This is a genomic window from Sphingopyxis sp. 550A (assembly GCF_053569535.1).
Genome location: NZ_CM131615.1, coordinates 3,807,959 through 3,825,090, shown reverse-complemented (window position 1 = coordinate 3,825,090; position 17,132 = coordinate 3,807,959). Strand labels below are relative to the sequence as shown.

General features: G+C 67.5%; 17 protein-coding genes. 3 read left to right on the top strand and 14 right to left on the bottom strand.

Annotation, left to right across the window (positions count from 1 at the left end):
- Positions 1–119 precede the first annotated feature (119 nt).
- Entirely contained in the window at positions 120–2,528 is a 2,409-nt protein-coding gene (locus tag ACVENA_RS18460) for a ligase-associated DNA damage response DEXH box helicase (protein ID WP_449326568.1), read from the bottom strand.
- A 277-nt stretch (positions 2,529–2,805) separates the two neighbouring features.
- Between ACVENA_RS18460 and ACVENA_RS18455 the strand changes: the two genes are divergently transcribed.
- Positions 2,806–3,042: a cold-shock protein gene (locus ACVENA_RS18455; RefSeq protein WP_449326567.1), complete on the top strand. Its 237-nt coding sequence runs from the start codon at positions 2,806–2,808 to the stop codon at positions 3,040–3,042.
- Positions 3,043–3,580: 538 nt separating this feature from the next.
- On the opposite strand, the gene ACVENA_RS18450 is transcribed toward ACVENA_RS18455, so the two are convergent.
- The 3 genes from ACVENA_RS18450 to ACVENA_RS18440 are packed head-to-tail and all read right to left on the bottom strand — an operon-like array spanning position 3,581 to position 4,847.
- Positions 3,581–4,051 carry an SRPBCC domain-containing protein gene (locus ACVENA_RS18450; RefSeq protein ID WP_449326566.1) on the bottom strand — a complete coding sequence of 157 codons (471 nt, stop codon included), beginning with the start codon at positions 4,049–4,051 and terminating at the stop codon, positions 3,581–3,583.
- Complete coding sequence (locus tag ACVENA_RS18445; RefSeq protein ID WP_449326565.1) at positions 4,048–4,377, bottom strand: ArsR/SmtB family transcription factor; 330 nt, start codon at positions 4,375–4,377, stop codon at positions 4,048–4,050. Before ACVENA_RS18445 ends, ACVENA_RS18450 begins: the two co-directional genes overlap by 4 nt.
- Entirely contained in the window at positions 4,374–4,847 is a 474-nt protein-coding gene (locus ACVENA_RS18440; protein ID WP_449326564.1) for a VOC family protein, read from the bottom strand. Before ACVENA_RS18440 ends, ACVENA_RS18445 begins: the two co-directional genes overlap by 4 nt.
- A gap of 96 nt (positions 4,848–4,943) precedes the next feature.
- Here ACVENA_RS18440 and ACVENA_RS18435 point away from each other — a divergent pair, with 96 nt between their 5' ends.
- Entirely contained in the window at positions 4,944–5,873 is a 930-nt protein-coding gene (locus tag ACVENA_RS18435; protein WP_449326563.1) for a glutaminase, read from the top strand.
- A gap of 33 nt (positions 5,874–5,906) precedes the next feature.
- On the opposite strand, the gene ACVENA_RS18430 is transcribed toward ACVENA_RS18435, so the two are convergent.
- Together ACVENA_RS18430 and gyrB are read right to left on the bottom strand one after the other, a co-directional pair.
- Positions 5,907–6,293, bottom strand: a complete 387-nt coding sequence (locus ACVENA_RS18430) for a septal ring lytic transglycosylase RlpA family protein (protein WP_449326562.1) — start codon at positions 6,291–6,293, stop codon at positions 5,907–5,909.
- 116 nt (positions 6,294–6,409) lie between these two features.
- On the bottom strand, positions 6,410–8,953 hold the full coding sequence (gene gyrB, locus ACVENA_RS18425) for a DNA topoisomerase (ATP-hydrolyzing) subunit B (RefSeq protein WP_449326561.1): 2,544 nt from the start codon (positions 8,951–8,953) through the stop codon (positions 6,410–6,412).
- Between the two features lie 106 nt (positions 8,954–9,059).
- Here gyrB and ACVENA_RS18420 point away from each other — a divergent pair, with 106 nt between their 5' ends.
- The gene (locus tag ACVENA_RS18420) at positions 9,060–9,494 is read left to right on the top strand and encodes a hypothetical protein (RefSeq protein WP_257545887.1); all 435 of its coding nucleotides are present in this window, start codon (positions 9,060–9,062) and stop codon (positions 9,492–9,494) included.
- An 80-nt stretch (positions 9,495–9,574) separates the two neighbouring features.
- Here the strand turns inward: ACVENA_RS18420 and ACVENA_RS18415 are convergent, their stop codons facing one another.
- The 8 genes from ACVENA_RS18415 to ACVENA_RS18380 form a co-directional block, all read right to left on the bottom strand.
- The gene (locus ACVENA_RS18415; RefSeq protein WP_449326560.1) at positions 9,575–10,087 is read right to left on the bottom strand and encodes a hypothetical protein; all 513 of its coding nucleotides are present in this window, start codon (positions 10,085–10,087) and stop codon (positions 9,575–9,577) included.
- 2 nt (positions 10,088–10,089) lie between these two features.
- Positions 10,090–10,785 (bottom strand): nitroreductase, encoded by a 696-nt coding sequence (locus ACVENA_RS18410; RefSeq protein WP_449326559.1) that lies wholly within the window; start codon positions 10,783–10,785, stop codon positions 10,090–10,092.
- The gene (locus tag ACVENA_RS18405) at positions 10,772–11,638 is read right to left on the bottom strand and encodes an RDD family protein (RefSeq protein ID WP_449326558.1); all 867 of its coding nucleotides are present in this window, start codon (positions 11,636–11,638) and stop codon (positions 10,772–10,774) included. The genes ACVENA_RS18410 and ACVENA_RS18405 overlap by 14 nt, the downstream gene beginning before the upstream one ends.
- A complete protein-coding gene (locus ACVENA_RS18400; protein WP_257545878.1) occupies positions 11,635–12,663 on the bottom strand; it encodes a stage II sporulation protein M in 1,029 nt (342 codons plus the stop codon). Before ACVENA_RS18400 ends, ACVENA_RS18405 begins: the two co-directional genes overlap by 4 nt.
- The gene (locus tag ACVENA_RS18395) at positions 12,663–13,985 is read right to left on the bottom strand and encodes a DUF58 domain-containing protein (RefSeq protein ID WP_449326557.1); all 1,323 of its coding nucleotides are present in this window, start codon (positions 13,983–13,985) and stop codon (positions 12,663–12,665) included. The genes ACVENA_RS18400 and ACVENA_RS18395 overlap by 1 nt, the downstream gene beginning before the upstream one ends.
- Before the next feature lie 122 nt (positions 13,986–14,107).
- The gene (locus ACVENA_RS18390; protein ID WP_449326556.1) at positions 14,108–15,070 is read right to left on the bottom strand and encodes an AAA family ATPase; all 963 of its coding nucleotides are present in this window, start codon (positions 15,068–15,070) and stop codon (positions 14,108–14,110) included.
- Entirely contained in the window at positions 15,060–16,295 is a 1,236-nt protein-coding gene (locus ACVENA_RS18385) for a DUF4350 domain-containing protein (protein WP_449326555.1), read from the bottom strand. The genes ACVENA_RS18390 and ACVENA_RS18385 overlap by 11 nt, the downstream gene beginning before the upstream one ends.
- Positions 16,292–16,987, bottom strand: coding sequence for a DUF4129 domain-containing protein (locus tag ACVENA_RS18380; RefSeq protein WP_449326554.1), 696 nt, complete (start codon positions 16,985–16,987; stop codon positions 16,292–16,294). The genes ACVENA_RS18385 and ACVENA_RS18380 overlap by 4 nt, the downstream gene beginning before the upstream one ends.
- Positions 16,988–17,132: the final 145 nt, after the last annotated feature.

The following is a 17,132-nucleotide window of genomic DNA, read 5'->3' as shown; positions in this document are numbered from 1 at the left end:
TCGTGCCTTTGTGCCTTCGTGCGAGATTTTTTGGGGACTCGCACGAAGGCACAAAGGCACGAAGAGAAGCTGGATTCCTGCGTTCGCGGGAATGACGGGGGAGAGGATGGGCATCAGGCCTAATCGGCGCGCATCGCCTCTTCCGCCAGCGCGTCGGCAAGGTCGCCCAGCAAGGCATCGTCCAGGTCGGCCGCGGCGACATTCTCGCGCCCGATCAGGACGAGCACCGGAATCGCGAGCGGACTGATCCGGTCGAGCGTCCGGTGCACCATCGTCCCCGCCGCGCGGTCGAGCAGATCGCCTAAGCGTGCAACGTCGGTCAGCCGCTCGCGCGCATCGGCCCAGGCGGCTTCGAGCAGCAGATGGTCGGGCTCATATTTTCTGAGCACGTCGAAGATCAGGTCGGTCGAGAAGGTCACCTGCTTGCCGGTCTTGCGCTTGCCAGGATGTTGACGCTCGATCAGCCCGCCGATCACCGCGACCTCGCGAAAGGCGCGCTTCAGCAGATGCGATTGTTCGACCCACTCGACGAACTCGTCGGACAGGATTTCGGCGTCGAACAGCGCTTCGGGATTCGTCACCGGACGCAGCGACCAGATCGCGATCGCATAATCGGACGCGACGAAGCCGAGCGGCTGCAGCCCGATCCGCTCCATCCTTTTGGTGATCAGCATCCCGAGCGACTGGTGCGCGTTCCACCCCTCGAAGGGATAGCAGACCATATAATGATGGCCCTCGTGCGGAAAGGTCTCGACGAGCAGTTCGCCGGGGCGCGGCAGCACCGAGCGCAGCGCCTGCATTTCCAGCCAGAAGCGGACATCCTCGGGAAAGCGTTGCCAGCTTGCGGGATCGGCGAGGAAACCCCGCACCCGGTCGGCGAGCCGGGTCGAGATGGCGAGGCGCGCACCCATATAGGACGGGATGCGCGCCGGGCGCGTCGTCGCGCGGACGATCAGGTCGGTGTCGCGGATCGATTCGACCTCCAGGCTGAGCCCCGCGAAGGCGAAGGTGTCGCCCGGGGTCAGCGTGCTCGCGAAATATTCCTCGACCTGCCCGAGTCGTCGACCGTTTTTGAAGCGCACCGCGGCCATCGGCGCCTCGACGATGATCCCGGCGTTGAGCCGGTGCTGCGCCGCCAATCGGGGATGCGAAAGGCGCCAGCGGCCTTGTCCATCGGGGGCGAGGCGGCGGAAGCGGTCATAGCTTTTGAGCGCATAGCCGCCATCGCGGACGAAGCCGAGCAGCCGCGCGAAAATCCCGGCATCGATCCAACGATAGGGCGCCGCGGTACGGATTTCGGCGAGCAATTCGGCTTCGTCGAACGGCGCGGCGCAGGCGAGCGCCATCACATGCTGTGCAAGCACGTCGAGCGCGCCGGGGCGGAAGCGGTCGGCGTCGCGCTCGCCCGCCTCGACCGCGTCGAGCGCGGCCCGCGCCTCCAGATATTCGAAGCGGTTGCCCGGCACGATCAGCGCGCGGCTCGGCTCGTCGAGCCGGTGATTGGCGCGGCCGATGCGCTGGAGCAGTCGCGACGAGCCCTTGGGTGCGCCCATCTGGATCACGCAATCGACGTCGCCCCAGTCGAGCCCCAGATCGAGGCTCGCGGTCGCAACGAGCGCGCGCAGCCGCCCCTCGGCCATCGCCGCTTCGGCGCGCTGGCGCGCCTCGCGGTCGAGGCTGCCGTGGTGGATCGCGATGGGGAGCGAGAGGTCGTTGACCTTCCACAGCTCCTGAAAGATCAGTTCCGCCAGCCCGCGCGTGTTGCAGAAGATGATCGTCGTGCGGTTCTTCGCGATCTCCGCCATCACCTGATGCACCGCATAGCGCCCCGAATGCCCCGCCCACGGCACCGCGCCCTCGGGCAGCAATATCCGGATGTCGGGGTCGGCGCCGGGCTCGCCCTCGACCAAAGTCACCGCGCCCGCGTCGGCATCGGGCGCGAGCCAGCCGCGATAGGCGTCCGGGTCCGCGATCGTCGCCGACAGGCCGACGCGGCGCAGCCCGGGCGCGATCGCCTGAAGTCGCGCCATCGCCAGGCTCAAGAGGTCGCCGCGCTTGCCCGGCGCGAAGGCATGGATTTCGTCGATCACCACGGTCTGAAGGTCGGCGAACATCGCGAAGCTGTCGGGATAGGAGAGCAGCAGCGACAGCGATTCGGGGGTGGTCAGCAGGATGTTCGGCGGCCTGGCGCGCTGGCGCGCCTTCTTGTCGGAAGAGGTATCGCCGCTGCGGCTTTCGACGCTGATATCGAGCCTCATCTCGGCGATCGGGCCGAGGAGGTTGCGCTCGACGTCGGCGGCAAGCGCCTTCAGCGGCGACACGTACAGCGTGTGCAGTCGATCCGAAGGATTCGCCGCGAGGCCGACAAGCGTCGGCAGAAACCCCGCCAGCGTCTTCCCCGCGCCGGTCGCGGCGACGAGCAGCGCATGCTCGCCGCGCTGCCCCGCCGCGAGCATATCGGCCTGATGCCGCCGCAATCGCCACCCGCGCGCGGCGAACCAGTCGGTGAAGGGAGCGGGGAGGGGCATGGAGTTGATGTGGCGTAGCAGACAGCGGGGGGCAAGTATCCAAGCCGATGACTGCGCCGTGTCCGCTCGCGACCGATTGCGGGCATTGGGCAAATTGCTATTTTATTGCCGTGGTGGTTGTAACCTGCTTCGGTCGTAGCCATCTACGGTTCAGCTACCAGTCGCGATAGACGGTCCTGAGGGCCAGTTTCGACCCTCCCTTCTTTCTTTTTCGTCTCCTAGCCCGCGCACAAGCGGTCGATGATGATTGCCTGCGCCAGAAAGAAGGAATGTTCTCATGACATACTTTGGCAAGATACATAGCTACGATGGCAGCAAGGGCACCGGAACCATTACCCCCGACAAGGGCGGGGAGAACCTCGCATTCGTCAAGGCCGATCTGCAGCAGGAAGCTGCCGAACCCAAGGCCGGCCAGCGCTTTGGTTACGAAACCCGCCAGGTCGGCGGCGGCAAGCCGCAGGCGATAAATCTCCAGCAGGAACAGGGCCAGCCGACCGAAAAGCAGCAGGGCTGACCGAATATCGGCCGGGAGTTGACCTGACCACAAGCTCCCGGTCGATCACCTGATTTCGCGATTTTATCGAGGATCGAGACGATGGACCTAAACGAACTGCTTTGCGCCCATCAGCTCGAATTGATGAGAGCGAGCGCGTCCGGCGACGCCTCGACCCGCCAAGGCCATTTCGCACGGGTCGCACGTTATGCCGAACTTATCCGGAAATTGAGAGATTCGCACCAGAAGCCCAGTCCGGCGGCACGGCCTGCATCACCAGAGGCCGTCATTTACGGGACCTATGCTGGAGACTCCGCACCATATCCCGGAGGCGACACATTGGAATGCTGGGAAAGCGAGGGCGGGGCCCTCCATTCTCCCCGCCCGCAAATTTCTTCTGGCACCACTACAAAGCTGATGCGCGTGTCGCGTTCGGTCATATAGCATCAAGACCTTTCGCTGACGATAGCCGAACCTCATGAGCAATTGTTGCGGGTGTTCGAGGGTGACCGGTCGTTCATGGCACCGCGTCCGCTCACCACCCCAAAACCGACACCGCCTAAAACCGCGCCGCCAACCCCTTCAGCAACTCCCGCCAATGCTCGCTCAACCTTTGCTGGAACAGCATCAGCTCGAACCCGTGCCGCGCAGCATGGCCTTGCGGGATAACATCCCAACCGCGATGCTCGACCGTCACGCGCGTCTCGGCGCCGACCGCTTCGAACCGCACCTCGACCTCGGTCGCCTGATCCTCGGCGAAGCTCGGCAGGCGCCAGCCGAAGGTCAGGCGCTCACCAGGCCGCCAGCAATGCACCGCGCCGATCACCCATTCCTCGCCGTCGGCGAAGCGCGTCACCAGCCGCCCGCCCGGCCCCGCGGGGTCGAAGCGCAGCGTGCCGTCCCCCTTGGGCGACAGCGGGAAAAGCGGATGGCTTTGCCACCAACGGCCGATCCCGTCGGTAAAGGCCACGAAGGCCGCTTGCGGGGTCGCGGCGACGCGCAGCGCGACGATCACCGCCGCGCCGCTCATTCTTCGCCGCTTTCCACATGGCGTTTGAACGCGGCAAGCTGGTGCGTCCAGCGCGCCTCGGTCTCGGCGAGCCAGTGCTTCAGCTCGTCGGTCGCGCCCTGCTTGAGGCTGTAGATGCGCACGCGCGCGTCGAAGGCGGGGTGGCCGCCCTCGACCAGCCCGCCTTCCTTCAAGGCCCGCAGATGCCGGCTCATCGCGGGCGGCGCGAGGTCGAGCGCGGCCGCGAGTTCGCCGGCGCTGCGCGGCCTTTGCCCCAGCAGTTCGATCGCGCGCCGCCGCTTCGGATCGGCGAGCGCCCCCAGCATCCGGTCGAGCGCGGCGCTCAATCGTCGAGCCGCGTCTTGGTCGTGAAGCCGCCTTCGGCATCCCATTCGTCGGACGTCTTTTCCTCGACGGTGACGCCGAAGGTCCAGATATGCCCCTCGGGATCCTTGGCGCGATAGGTGCGGTCGCCGTAGAATTGCGTCTCGGGCTCGGCGATGATCCGGGCGCCCGCGGCGCGCGCCGTCGCGCAATGCGCGTCGATGTCCTCGCCCCGATCAAGCTGGACATGCACCGTCTGCGTGTTCTTGCCGCCTAGATTCGCGGGGCTGCGGTGATCGTCCGACCACTCGTTGCCGATCATGATCGTCGAATTTCCATATTCCATCTCGCTGTGCGCAAGATTGCCCTGTTCGTCGAGGAGAACGAAGACGGGCTCGAACCCGAACGCCTCCTCCAGCCAGCGGAACGCCGTCTTGCTGTCCTGGTAGCAGACGGCGCTCGAAAGTCCCTTGGGGCGCGGATGCTCGGCCATATCGTTTCTCCCGAATCAATCGATTTCATATTTATAGAATATTTTCACTAATAAGAAAATACATGCAATCGCGAGTGAAGTTGTTAGGAAAAGCGCATGACAGCCGACCTCGCCCGCTGCGTCGCCGAAGCCTATGCCGTCGCGCTGCCGCACCGCGGCAAGGGCAAGGTCGCCGACTATATCCCTGCGCTGGCGACGGTCGATCCGGACCGCTTCGGCTTCGCGCTCGCGCTTCCCGACGGCACCGTTCACGCCGCGGGCGACGTCGACATTCCCTTTTCGATCCAGTCGGTGTCGAAGGTCTTCACGCTCGCGCTCGCGCTCCGCCGCCTCGGCAGTTCGCTGTGGGAGAGCGTCGGGCGCGAGCCGTCGGGCAGCGCGTTCAACTCGATCGTCCAGCTCGAAAGCGAGAACGGCATTCCGCGCAATCCGCTGATCAACGCCGGCGCGATCGCGACCACCGACCGGCTGATCGACGGGCGGAGCGGCGATGCGACGGTGACCGAAATCCTCGATTTCCTGCGGGCCCGCGCCGGCGATGCCGGCGTGGCGATCGACGCCGAGGTCGCGGCCTCCGAATCCGAAACCGGCGCGCGCAACCGCAGCCTCGGCTATTTCATGAAGGGCTTCGGCAATTTGCGGCATCCGGTCGAGGAGGCGCTGGGCGTCTATTTCCGCCAGTGCGCGATCGCGATGAGCTGCCGCCAACTCGCCCGCGCCGGGCTGTTCCTGGCGATGGACGGCCGCGATCCGCTGACCGGCGAACAGGTCGTTAAGCCGCACCGCGCCCGCCGCATCAATGCGATCATGATGCTCTGCGGCCATTACGACAACAGCGGCGAATTCGCCTTTCGCGTCGGCCTGCCGGGCAAGAGCGGGGTCGGCGGCGGCATCCTCTGCATCGCGCCGGGACAGGGATCGATCGCCGTCTGGTCGCCGGGGCTTACCGAGGCGGGAACATCGCTCGTCGGCGCGATCGCGCTCGAACATTTCGCTTATGCGGCGGGGTGGTCGGTGTTCGATTAGCCTCCGGCGCAGGCCGGGGCGCCGGTTCCGCGGTCAATCGTTGTTGAGCAGCGCCAGCTTCACCCGCGCGGTGCCGCTGCGGTGCATGCCGATCTGGCGGGCGGCGGCGTGGCTGATGTCGATCACCCGGCCGCGCGAAAAGGGGCCGCGGTCGTTGATGCGGACGACGACGCTGTCGCCGTTCGAGACATTGGTGACGCGAACCATGCTGCCAAAGGGAAGCGAGCGATGGGCGCCGGTCAGTTGATCGGGGTCGAAGCGTTCGCCGCTCGCGGTGCGATTGCCGGCGAGTTCGTCGCCGTAATAGCTCGCCATTCCGCCATCGATCTCGGTCGCCTGCTCGGCCTCGGCGGCCGGCTCGTCGGTGATCTGAGCTTCCTGCGCCGCGGCCGAAACCGTCAGCAGAAGCGGTATCAGCATGGCTGAAAAGGCCCGCATGACATCCTCCCCTTTTCGGTGGAGGGCCAAAAGCAGCGGCGGCCTGTCATGACAAGCCACCGCGCGTTGGATCGAACCAAAATCAGGTCAGGATGCTATCAAACGTCCAGATTCGCCACCGATAGTGCATTGGTCTGGATGAAGTCGCGCCGCGGTTCGACCTCGTCGCCCATCAACTGCTCGAAGATCAGCTTGACGTCGTCGGCCTGCGCGCCGTCGACGCGCAGCAGCGAGCGGTTCGCGGGGTCGAGCGTGGTTTCCCAAAGCTGTTCGGCGTTCATTTCGCCCAGCCCCTTGTAGCGGCTGATCGACAACCCCTTGCGGCTGTGCGCGAAGATCGCGTCGAGCAGTTCGGACGGGCGCGTGACCGGGTTCGCCTTGGCGTTCGATGCCGCGGAAACCTCTTCTTCCTCGCCTTCGGCGGCGTCGATCTCGATGGCGGCGGCGCCGGTCGCCTTCACCAGCCGGCCGGGCCGGGCATAGGTTTCGGCCTGCTCGCTCGCCAGCAGGTGGAGACGGCGCGCCTCCTGGCTCGCGAGGAAAGCGGAATCGACGACATGATGGTCGCTGACCCCGCGCCAGCGGCGTTCGAGCGTATAGCCGCCGCCCTCGACCGCCTGCACGGTCCACACGGCTTCGCTGCCGCCGGTCAGCGCGCGCTCGGCGGCGCCGAGCCACGCGGCGGCCGTCTCGGCGGCGCTGTGGCGGCCCGCGGTGTCGAGCGCCGGATCGAGCGCGCCGGTGAAGGCCAGCGCCTCGACCAGCCCATGATCGAGGCTGCGCGGCACATAGCGCATCAGCGCGCGCAGCCGCCGGCCATGCTCGATCAGTTCGCGCAGGTCGTTGCCCGACCGCGCCCCGCCCGGCGTTTCGAGCAGCAGCGCGTCGATCCCGGCATCGACGAGATAATTTTCGAGCGCGCTATCGTCCTTGAGATAGACCTCGCTCCGCCCCTTCGCGACCTTGTAGAGCGGCGGCTGGGCGATGTAGAGATGGCCGTTCTCGATGATCTCGGGCATCTGGCGATAGAAGAAGGTCAAAAGCAGCGTGCGGATATGCGCGCCGTCGACGTCGGCGTCGGTCATGATCACGATCTTGTGATAGCGCAATTTTTCGAGGGTGAACTCGTCGCGGATACCGGTGCCGAGCGCCTGGATCAGCGTTCCCACTTCCTTCGACGAGATGATCCGGTCGAAGCGCGCGCGCTCGACGTTCAGGATTTTGCCCTTGAGCGGCAGGATCGCCTGCACGTGCCGGTCACGGCCCTGCTTCGCCGAACCGCCCGCCGAATCGCCCTCGACGAGGAACAGTTCGCACTTGCTGGGATCGCGTTCCTGGCAGTCGGCGAGCTTGCCGGGAAGCGAGGCGATGTCCATCGCGCCCTTGCGGCGGGTGAGTTCGCGCGCCTTCTTTGCCGCCTCGCGTGCGGCGGCGGCGTCGACGACCTTCTGGATCACCGCCCTGGCATGGGCGGGATTTTCCTCGAGCCATTGGGTCATGCGGTCGGCCATCAGGCTTTCGAGCGGCTGGCGGACCTCGGACGAAACGAGCTTGTCCTTGGTCTGCGACGAGAATTTGGGGTCGGGCAGCTTGACCGAGACGATCGCGGTCAGCCCCTCGCGCATATCCTCGCCGGTCAGCGAGACCTTTTCCTTCTTGAGCAGCCCCGACTTGTCGCCATAGCCGTTCAGGGTGCGCGTCAGCGCGGCGCGGAAGGCCGCGAGATGCGTGCCGCCGTCGCGCTGCGGAATGTTGTTGGTGAAGCAGAGGACATTTTCATAATAGCTGTCGTTCCACTCCAATGCGACGTCGATACCGATGCCGTCGCGCTCGGCGCTGATCGCGATCGGATCGGGGAGCAGCGGATTCTTGTTGCGGTCGAGCCATTTGACGAAGGCCGCGATGCCGCCTTCGTAGAAGAGGTCGTGGGTCGCATGTTCGGCATGGCGCGCGTCGACCAGCTTGATGCGGACGCCCGAATTCAGGAAAGCGAGCTCGCGGTAGCGATGCTCGAGCTTCTCGAAATCGAACTCGGTGACGTTCTTGAACGTCTCGGTCGACGCCTGGAAGGTGACGCGCGTGCCCTTCTTGCCTGCGGGGGCGGGGCCGCGGACGACGAGCGGGGCGACCGAATCGCCATGCTCGAAGCGCATCCAATGCTCCTCGCCATCGCGCCAGATCGTCAGTTCGAGCCATTCCGACAGCGCGTTGACGACGCTGACGCCGACGCCGTGGAGGCCGCCCGACACCTTGTAGGCATTGTCGTCGCTCGTATTCTCGAACTTCCCGCCAGCGTGAAGCTGGGTCATGATGACCTCGGCCGCCGAAATGCCTTCCTCGGCATGGATGCCGGTCGGGATGCCGCGGCCATTGTCCTCGACGCTGACCGACCCGTCGCTGTTGAGTGTGATGAGGACAAGGTCGCAATGCCCCGCCAGCGCCTCGTCGATCGCATTGTCGCTGACCTCGAACACCATATGGTGGAGGCCCGAGCCGTCGTCGGTGTCGCCGATATACATGCCGGGGCGCTTGCGCACCGCGTCGAGGCCCTTCAGGACCTTGATCGAATCGGCGCCATAGGCGTTTGCGTTGGGCTGTTTGGAAGCGCTTTCGTTAGCGCCGTTCTCACTCGGTTCTGTCATATCGATTATATAGGGTCGAGGGGCGCAAAACCCAAGCGAAAATGCGCCTCTCGGCGTTTTCGGATGGGCCGTTGCGCGCGCGCGCCGCGGCGGCTAGTTTCGGGGCATGAAACATCGTCTCCCGGCCTCTGTCACCATCGTCCTCGCGGCCTCGCTCGCGGCGTGCAGCCAGCCCGCACCCCCCGCCGACAATGCCCCTACCGTCGCGGGCGAACCGCTCGCGACCCGCGCGGTGATGATCGGCACCGAGGGACCGAGCCTGCCCGCCTGCGCGAGCACCAGCCGCGTCAAGGCGGGCGGCACCGACGTCTATTGGGCGCCGGGCGAAACGCGCGCGGTGAAAGCGAAGCTCGCGGGCACCATGAAAGTGTCGGTGTGCGAGGCGACCGACGATGACGCCTGGTTCGGCATCGTCTTCGCGGGACCGGGGATCGACGAGGACATGTGCGGCGTCGGCCGTTCGGTCGCGAACGCGCGCGAATATCAGGGGCCGTGCCGCTGGGGCTGGATCCGGGGCGGGACGGTGCAACTGGGGGCCTGAGGTTCGGCGTAAGCGACGGTTTTGACCGACAAGCGACATCGAATGGGGGGCGTCGGCTCCCCGCCCTGAAACCGCCGCCGCTACCCCCGGCAATCCTCGATGACCCGCCCGATTTCCGACTGCACCGGCAGGGTCAACGCGCCGCTGCCCGATTCGAGCGCGAAGCGGCCGCGGCTGAAGGCGATGCGATCGAGCCGAATGTCGCGGCCGGGCACCGTCGCGGCGCCGCCGTCGAAGCGGATCTGGTCGGTGCCCGCGCTGGTGCGGAGCACGACGGCGCCGTCGAGCGGCGCGGTCAGGTGGAGGCTGCCGCCGGCGCAGCGCATCGTCAGCAGCGGGCTCGCGCTGCCGGTCGGGGCGAAGGTCGCGGTGCGGCTGCCTGCGTCATAGCGCCAGCCGCCAGGGTTGAGCGCCCTTTCCTCCCACGACTGGCTCGGTGACGGCAGGGGCGCAGGCGTCGGCGCGGCGCGCGGCGCCGGGGCAGGCGGCGGCGCCTGCGGCGTCGGCACTGCGGCGCAGCCCGCCATCGCGAGCGCCATGACGATCGCGAGAGCGCTTCCCGCCTGCTTGCCGCTCATCTTCCGAAACCCCATGCTCAAAAACCCTGCCAATCGATCACCTCATTCAGGTCCACGCGCGGGACCGGCCATTGGTTCACCGCCTGCCCGTCATCGGCGTGGCCGATCGCGAGGCCGGTAAACAAGATCTGGTCCTCTCCGAGGCCCAGCGTCTCGCGCACCGTCTGTCCGTACATCGCCCAGCATTCCTGCGGACAGCTCGCGAGGCCATGCTCGACGAGCAGCAGCATCACCGATTGCAGCCACATCCCCATGTCGGACCATTGCGGCGGTCCCATGATGCGCGAGCAGTGGAGGAAAAGCATCACCGGTGCGCCGAAACCGCGATAATTTTCCATGAACCGAGCGAGCCGCGCCGCCTTGTCCTCGCGCGGGATGCCGAGCGAGGCGTAAAGCGCTTCGCCGACGCCGAAACGGCGGCTTTCCCACGGATCGGTGAGGCCCCTGGGATAGATGTCATATTCTGCCTGTTGACCCTCGCGCCCCATTGCGATGCGCGCCGCGACCGCACTCTTGACGCGCTCCCAAGGCTCGCCGGTGACGAGCGTGACCTGCCACGGCTGAAGGTTGCCGCCCGACGGCGCGCGCTGCGCGGCAGCGAACACCGCCTTCAGCACATCGGGATCGACGGGCGCGTCGGTGAAGGCACGGACCGAGCGGCGGCGGTGCAGCGCCTCGGTCACCGAAGGGGAGAGCGTGTCAGTCGCTGGCATATTTATCCTCACGTCGCTTGCCGAACAGCAGCCCGCGTTCGAGCCGGGCCTTGAGCTGCCGGTAATAGGAAAGCAGGAAGGCGTCATCCTCTTCGGCGACCGGGCGGCCGATCTTGGCGCGGATCGTGTCGGCGACCTCGCGCATCGCGCGCGGATCGCGGGCGCGCAGGACGCGTTCGAGTTCCTGAAGCTCATAGATGCCATAGACCGCGAGTTCGGCGTCGGTGAAGCGGATCGTCCCGGCCTCCGCCTCCGCCGCGATGTCGCTGTCGAGCTTGGCGCGCTCGGCCATCACGACCCAGGTGCCCGCGATCAGGTCGCCCATCCGCATCCGGTCGCGGTTGAAAAGCAGGAACAGGCTGAGTGTCAGCGACCAGATCACGCCGGCAAGGAGCGTCCAGCCCGACACCATGTCCTCGGCGGCGCCGACCCCGAGCATCATCAGCGGCAGGAAGAGTTCGAGCTCGCGGATCAGGTTGCGCGCGACGACCGCGTCGGCGGTCAGCCGTCCGCCGTCGCGCGCGACGACGCGGATGCCCATCATCCTTTTGCCCGGGGTCGCCGCGCGCGACCCGAGCTCGAAGCCGATGAACCAGAAGGTACGCAGGATGAAGGCGCCGAGCATCCAGACGACCTCGGCGACGCCGCCCTTCACCGCGAAGCCGATCCAGACCATGAGCAGGGTGAAGAGCAGCAGCGCCAGGTTGATGATGACGAAATCGACGACCAGCGCGCCAAAGCGCAGCCCGGCGCTGGCGATGCGCAATTGCAGATCGACGCCTTCGGGCGTCACGAATTCGCGGACCTTCCTGGCCTGCGCCGACCGCAGCTTCGCGTGAGCGGCGGCGGTCATGCGACATCCTCGCGGCGCGGGATATAATAATAGGCGAGCCAGAAGAGCAGCATCACCGTGCCGATGGCATAACGCAGCATCGTGTCGGTGATGAGCTGGCGCCCGAAGCCTTCGAGCACGCCCGCGACGAGCAGCATCAGGATGACGCCGATCATCACTTTGCCCGCGGTCCGCCCCGCGTCGGCCGCCGCCTCCAGCCGGCCGCGCGCGCCCGGGAAGACCACCGCGGCGCCGATCCGCAGGCCCGCGGCGCCCGACAGAGCGGCGGCGAACAGTTCCGTCGTGCCGTGGATGAACAGCCAGCCGCCGAAATCGACCCCCAGCCCCTTGCCCGAAAACAGCGCGAGCATCGCGCCGAGCCCGATGCCCTGATAATATTCGAGCATCATCGTCGGCACGCCGAAGGCGAAACCCAGCGCGAAGGACAGGATCGACACCTGGCTGTTGTGCGTGAAGAGATAGGTCGCGAAAACGTGGAGCCCGCTGCTCTGCTCGTCGGCCGCCGCCTTGCCGTGGCCGAGCGTCGATCGCAGATAATCGACCGTCGCGTGCGGATCGCGGCCGCCCGACATCTCCTCGGGAACGAAATTATAATACCATTCGGGGTTGCTCGCGACGAGCGCATAGCTGGTCAGCGCACCGAGGATGATGACGAGCGCGATGATCAGCGTTTCCTTCCACACCGCGCGCACCGCGGCGGGCCAGTCGTAGCGGAAGAAGCGGCGGATGCGGCTCGCCCGCGTCTCGCGCACGCCATAGACGAGGAAATAGCCGCGGATCGACAGCGCCTCGAGATGGCCGAGCAGCGCCTTGTCGAGGCTGGTCGCACGCGCGATCGACAGCGAGGAGAGCGTCGCGCGGTACAGGATCGGGAGCTGGAGCAGTTCGTCGCTGGTCAGCGCCGCCGCGCCCTTTCGCTCGAGCTTGGTCAGCAACAGGTCGAAGGCGATCCAGTCGGCCTCGCGCTCGGCGCGGAAGCGGCTGGTCGAAAAGGCGGGAAGCTCGGCCGCGCTCACAGGCTGCATCACAGGCTCCCCTGGCGCTTGATGCCGAGATAGGCCTCGACCACGCTCGCGCCCATCGCATCGGCAGGAACCTCGATCACGTCGGCGCCGAGCCGCTGGAGCCGCGCGATCACCAGTTGCCGGTCGCGCAGCATCGCGGCGGCGACGTTCGCGCGCGTGACGTCGGCGGCGCTTTCGGGCCGCCGCCGCTCGACCTCCTCGACCTCGTCGTCGCGGATGACGACGAACAGCAGCCGGTGCTTCTTCACCAGCCGGCCGGCGGCCCGGATCATCAGGTCGGCGCTCGTCGCGTCGGTGAATTCGGTGAACAGGATGATCAGCGAGCGGCGGTTGAGCTGGGCGCCGAGGGTGCTCAGCGCGAGGGTGAAATTGCTCTCGACAGGCGCATAGTCGATCAGGCTCGCGGCGCGTTGCAGCGCCGGGAAATCCTGGACGTGCATATAGGCGGGGGTCAGCGCCTGCGGCTTGGCGGCGAAGGAGAAGAGGCTGATGCGGTCACCGAGCTTCAGCCCGGCGAAGGCGAGCAGCAGCGCCGCCGACACCGCGCGGTCGACGCGCGGCATGCCGCCGACCGGCTCGGCCATCGTCCGCCCGCCGTCGATCGCGAGGATGACGCGGTTGTCGCGCTCGACGCGATATTCCTTGGCGAGCAGCTTGACGTGGCGCGCCGAGGCGTTCCAGTCGATCGCGCGCCGGTCCATTCCGGGCTGATATTCGGCAAGCGCTTCAAATTCGCTGCCCTCGCCGCGACGCTGCTGCTGGCGAAGGCCGAACCAGCTATCGCGCTGGAACAGGCGACGCCCCTCCTCGGTCACCGCGCGCAGGCTGGGGACCACGGCGATCACGCGATCGAGCGCGAAGCGGCGCTGTTTCCAGACGAGGCCGAACGGCCCCGCCCAGCGAATCCACAGCGTCTCGAGTCGCGCCTGCCCGCGCCGCGATGCGGCGAGCGGCAGGGTGCGGACGAGCGCGCCATCCGAATCGCTCGCGCGGAGCATCTCGTCCGCGAGCCGCCCGCCGGGGGCGAACCGCTCGTCGAGCGCGAGCGCCATTTCGGCGCGGCGCGGCACCGTGGGACCGGTCGCGACGAGCCGGAGGTCGAAGGGGTCGCCGACCCCGGCCTGATGCGGCGCCTCGGCCGCGAGCGCGAGGCGGCGCGGATTCGCGCCGAGCATCGCGTCGAGCAGCAGGCCGATCAGGATCAGGGCGATCCACGCGGGCGCGACGATCCACAGCGTGGGCCGGATCAGCCCGAGCGCCAGCGCAACCGGGGCACCGAGCAGCAGCAGATAAATCGCGCGCCGGGTGGGGTAGACGGCCATCTTTCAGGCCGCCCCATCGTCGTGCGTCCCCGCGAAGGCGGGGACCCAGGGCGACCGTGCGCCAGCCTTCCCTGGGTCCCCGCCTTCGCGGGGACGCATGACATTGTCGATGACGTTTCCCATCACCGCGGCACATCCTCGCGTTCGACGATGTCGGCGACGACCTGTTCGACGCTGCGGCCCTCGATCTCGGCGGCGGCCGACAGGATGAGGCGGTGACGCAGCACCCCGGCGGCGAGCCGCTGGACGTCGTCGGGAATCACATAGTCGCGTCCTTCGAGCGCCGCCGCAGCGCAGGCGGCGCGCGCGAGCAACGTCGCGGCGCGCGGGGACGCGCCGCATTCGAGGTCGGCGCTCGCGCGGGTCGCGCGGATCAGGCGGACGATATAGTCGACGATCTCCTCGGCGAGGCGGACGGTCGCGATCGTGTCGATCGCGGCGCCGATCGCCTTGGCATCGGCCACTTGCGCAACCCCGAAATCGGCGACCGCGGGGCTCTTGAAGCGGCCGCCATGGTCGGCGACGATCCGCCGCTCTTCGGCGGCGTCGGGATAGTCGACGACGAGCTTGAAGAGGAAGCGGTCGAGCTGCGCCTCGGGCAGCGGGTAGACGCCCTGCTGCTCGATCGGATTCTGCGTCGCGAGCACGGTGAAGCGCGGGCTCATCGCGTGCGGCTCGCCGTTGATCGTCACGCGGCGTTCCTGCATCGCCTCGAGCAGCGCGGCCTGCGTCTTGGGCGGGGTGCGGTTGATCTCGTCGGCGAGCAGCAGCTCGGTGAAGATCGGCCCCTTGGTCAGGGTGAAACTCGACGTCTGGAAATTGAACAGGTTCGATCCCAAAATGTCGCCGGGCATCAGGTCGGGGGTGAACTGGATTCGCCCGAAATCGAGCCCGACCGCGCGCGCAAAGGCCTGCGCGAGCAGGGTTTTCGCGGTCCCCGGCGGGCCTTCGAGCAGCACATGGCCGCCCGCGAGCAGCGCGATCGTCACCATGCGCGTCAGCGGCGCCTGGCCGAACACCGCCTTGGCGACCTCGCCCTCGATCGCGGCGCCCAGCGCCTGGACGCTCTCGATTTTAGCCGTCACGGAGTAATTCCTTCCTGATGTCGCTGAGCGCCTGCGCGCCCTCCAGAAACTCATGTCTGTTGCGCGCGAGCGGCAGCCGCCGTGCCAGCGCGGAGAAAAGGTCGCTGCCCGCTTTCAGCCGCCGGTCGATCCAGGCGTCGGTCGCCTGCGCGTCGATCCCGGTCGGGGCGTGCAGCCGCCGCGCGATCGCGCTCCGCTGGCTCGCCACATAGGCGTCGGCGCCGTCGAGCTCGCGGCGCGCCTGGCGAACGAGGTCGGCACTGTTCGCGATCAGCGCCGCCTTCGACACCGGAATCGCGCGGCCGGGCTTCAGCGCCGGGCCGAAGCGCACCCACGCCTGCCACAGCGCGAGCAGCCCCGCCGCGATCAGGCAGAGCGTGATGCCGATGAAGGGCGGTACGAAGGCAAAACGCAGCAGCGAGCGCTGGCCGCCGAAGCCGTTCAGCGTCAGGTCGAAGGCAAAGCCGTCGGCGGCGGCGTCTTCGGCGACGGCATCGATCAGCATCGCCGCCGCGCGCCCCTTGTCGCGCGACGCGAAGGCAAGATTGTCGATCAGGTCGGGGTCGGCAAGGATATAGATGTCGCGGTCCTTTGCGCGTGCGAGCACCGCGCCGCCGTTCGCGCCTTCGATCAGCGGCTCGATGCCGTCGCCGTCGACGACCTGCGCATCCTCGGGCAGATAGGCCGCGAAGCGACGTCCCGCGACCTCGGCCGCGACTGCCTGCGCCTTCGCTTCCGGGGCGCGGATGCGAGCCTTGCCGAACAATGGTTCGGGGAGCAGCGCGTCGCTTGGGGCGGCGGGAAAGCCGGCGCTGACCCATCCCGGCTTCGGCGTCCGGCCGGGGATGCGAAGCGTTTGCCATTTGGGAAGCACGAGCAGGACGCGATCGCGCTGGCGGGTCAACAGGTCCGTGATCTCTTCGGTTTTGCTGTTGTGCTTGGGGGTGAGGATCAGGAGCGGCCCGCTGTCGTCGGACGAGTCGTCATCGACGACGCGGCGGCGCAGTTCGACATCGGCGCCCACGCGCTCCGCGAGGTCGACGACTGCGGCAAAGCCAGGCGCCGCCTTCGACAGTGCATGGCCGCCGCCGTCGTTGCCGCTCGACAATTGCGGGCCGAGCGCGACCAGCGCCCAGAGTGCGACGAAGGCGATGACGCCGACGAGGACCAGCCCCGCGATCAGCAGCGGATTGAAGCCATGATCGCCGCCGCGCGCGCCGCTCATGCCCGCGCCCAATTTTTCGGCACGGTGAGCTCGGCATAGGCGGTGCGGCATTCCTGCCATGCCGCATCGTCGATCGAGCGGCCGCCGAACAGGCTGATCTCGACCGCGCGCGCGATCCGGCTGAACGCGCGCTGCGCGACCGTGGGCAGATCGGCCGCCGCCGCCAACTCGCGGGAGGTCATCGCGGGGCGGACGAGGCCGGGACGGCGGCCGGCGATGTCGTCGACGCTGCGATAGAGGAGCAGGTGCACCGCCTCGGCGAAGCGCCCGGCGGCGGCGAGAGCATCGGCGTCGGCAAGCCGCGCCCTCGCCGCGCCCGCCTCGGCCTCGCCGATGCTTTCTTCGGCTTCCCCGGCGCGGCGCTTGCGGCCGAAGCGGAGATTGTCGACCCAATCGGCGAAGGCGGGGACGAAGTGATAGAGGATGAGCAGCAGCAGCGCCGCGGCGCCGATCCACATCAACGGCTTCAGCGCCGGAGCCGTCCATTCGAAGAAATCGCGCAGCCAGCCGAGATCCCATTGCGGATTGTCGCGCGCCGGCGGTGGCGGCGGAAAGCCGGTCTGGATATCCCCGCCCGTCATTGTCTGGCTGTAGCCCGGCCCCAGAAGCTCGGGATCGAGGAGCCAGCCCTGCCCATCGCCGGTTTCCGGCGAGCCGCTTGCCGACGCCTGCGCGATCCACAGCGACATCATAGGAAAAAGAGTGGCCCGCCCTGCTCGGTCATCGCGAAGGTGGTAGCGCGACGCGCCGCGAGAAGGCAAGAGATGCTTGCGCGCCGACCGCCCTGGTTCTAGCGCGCGCTAGACCAGAGCCGATGGTTTCATTCGCAACCGGATC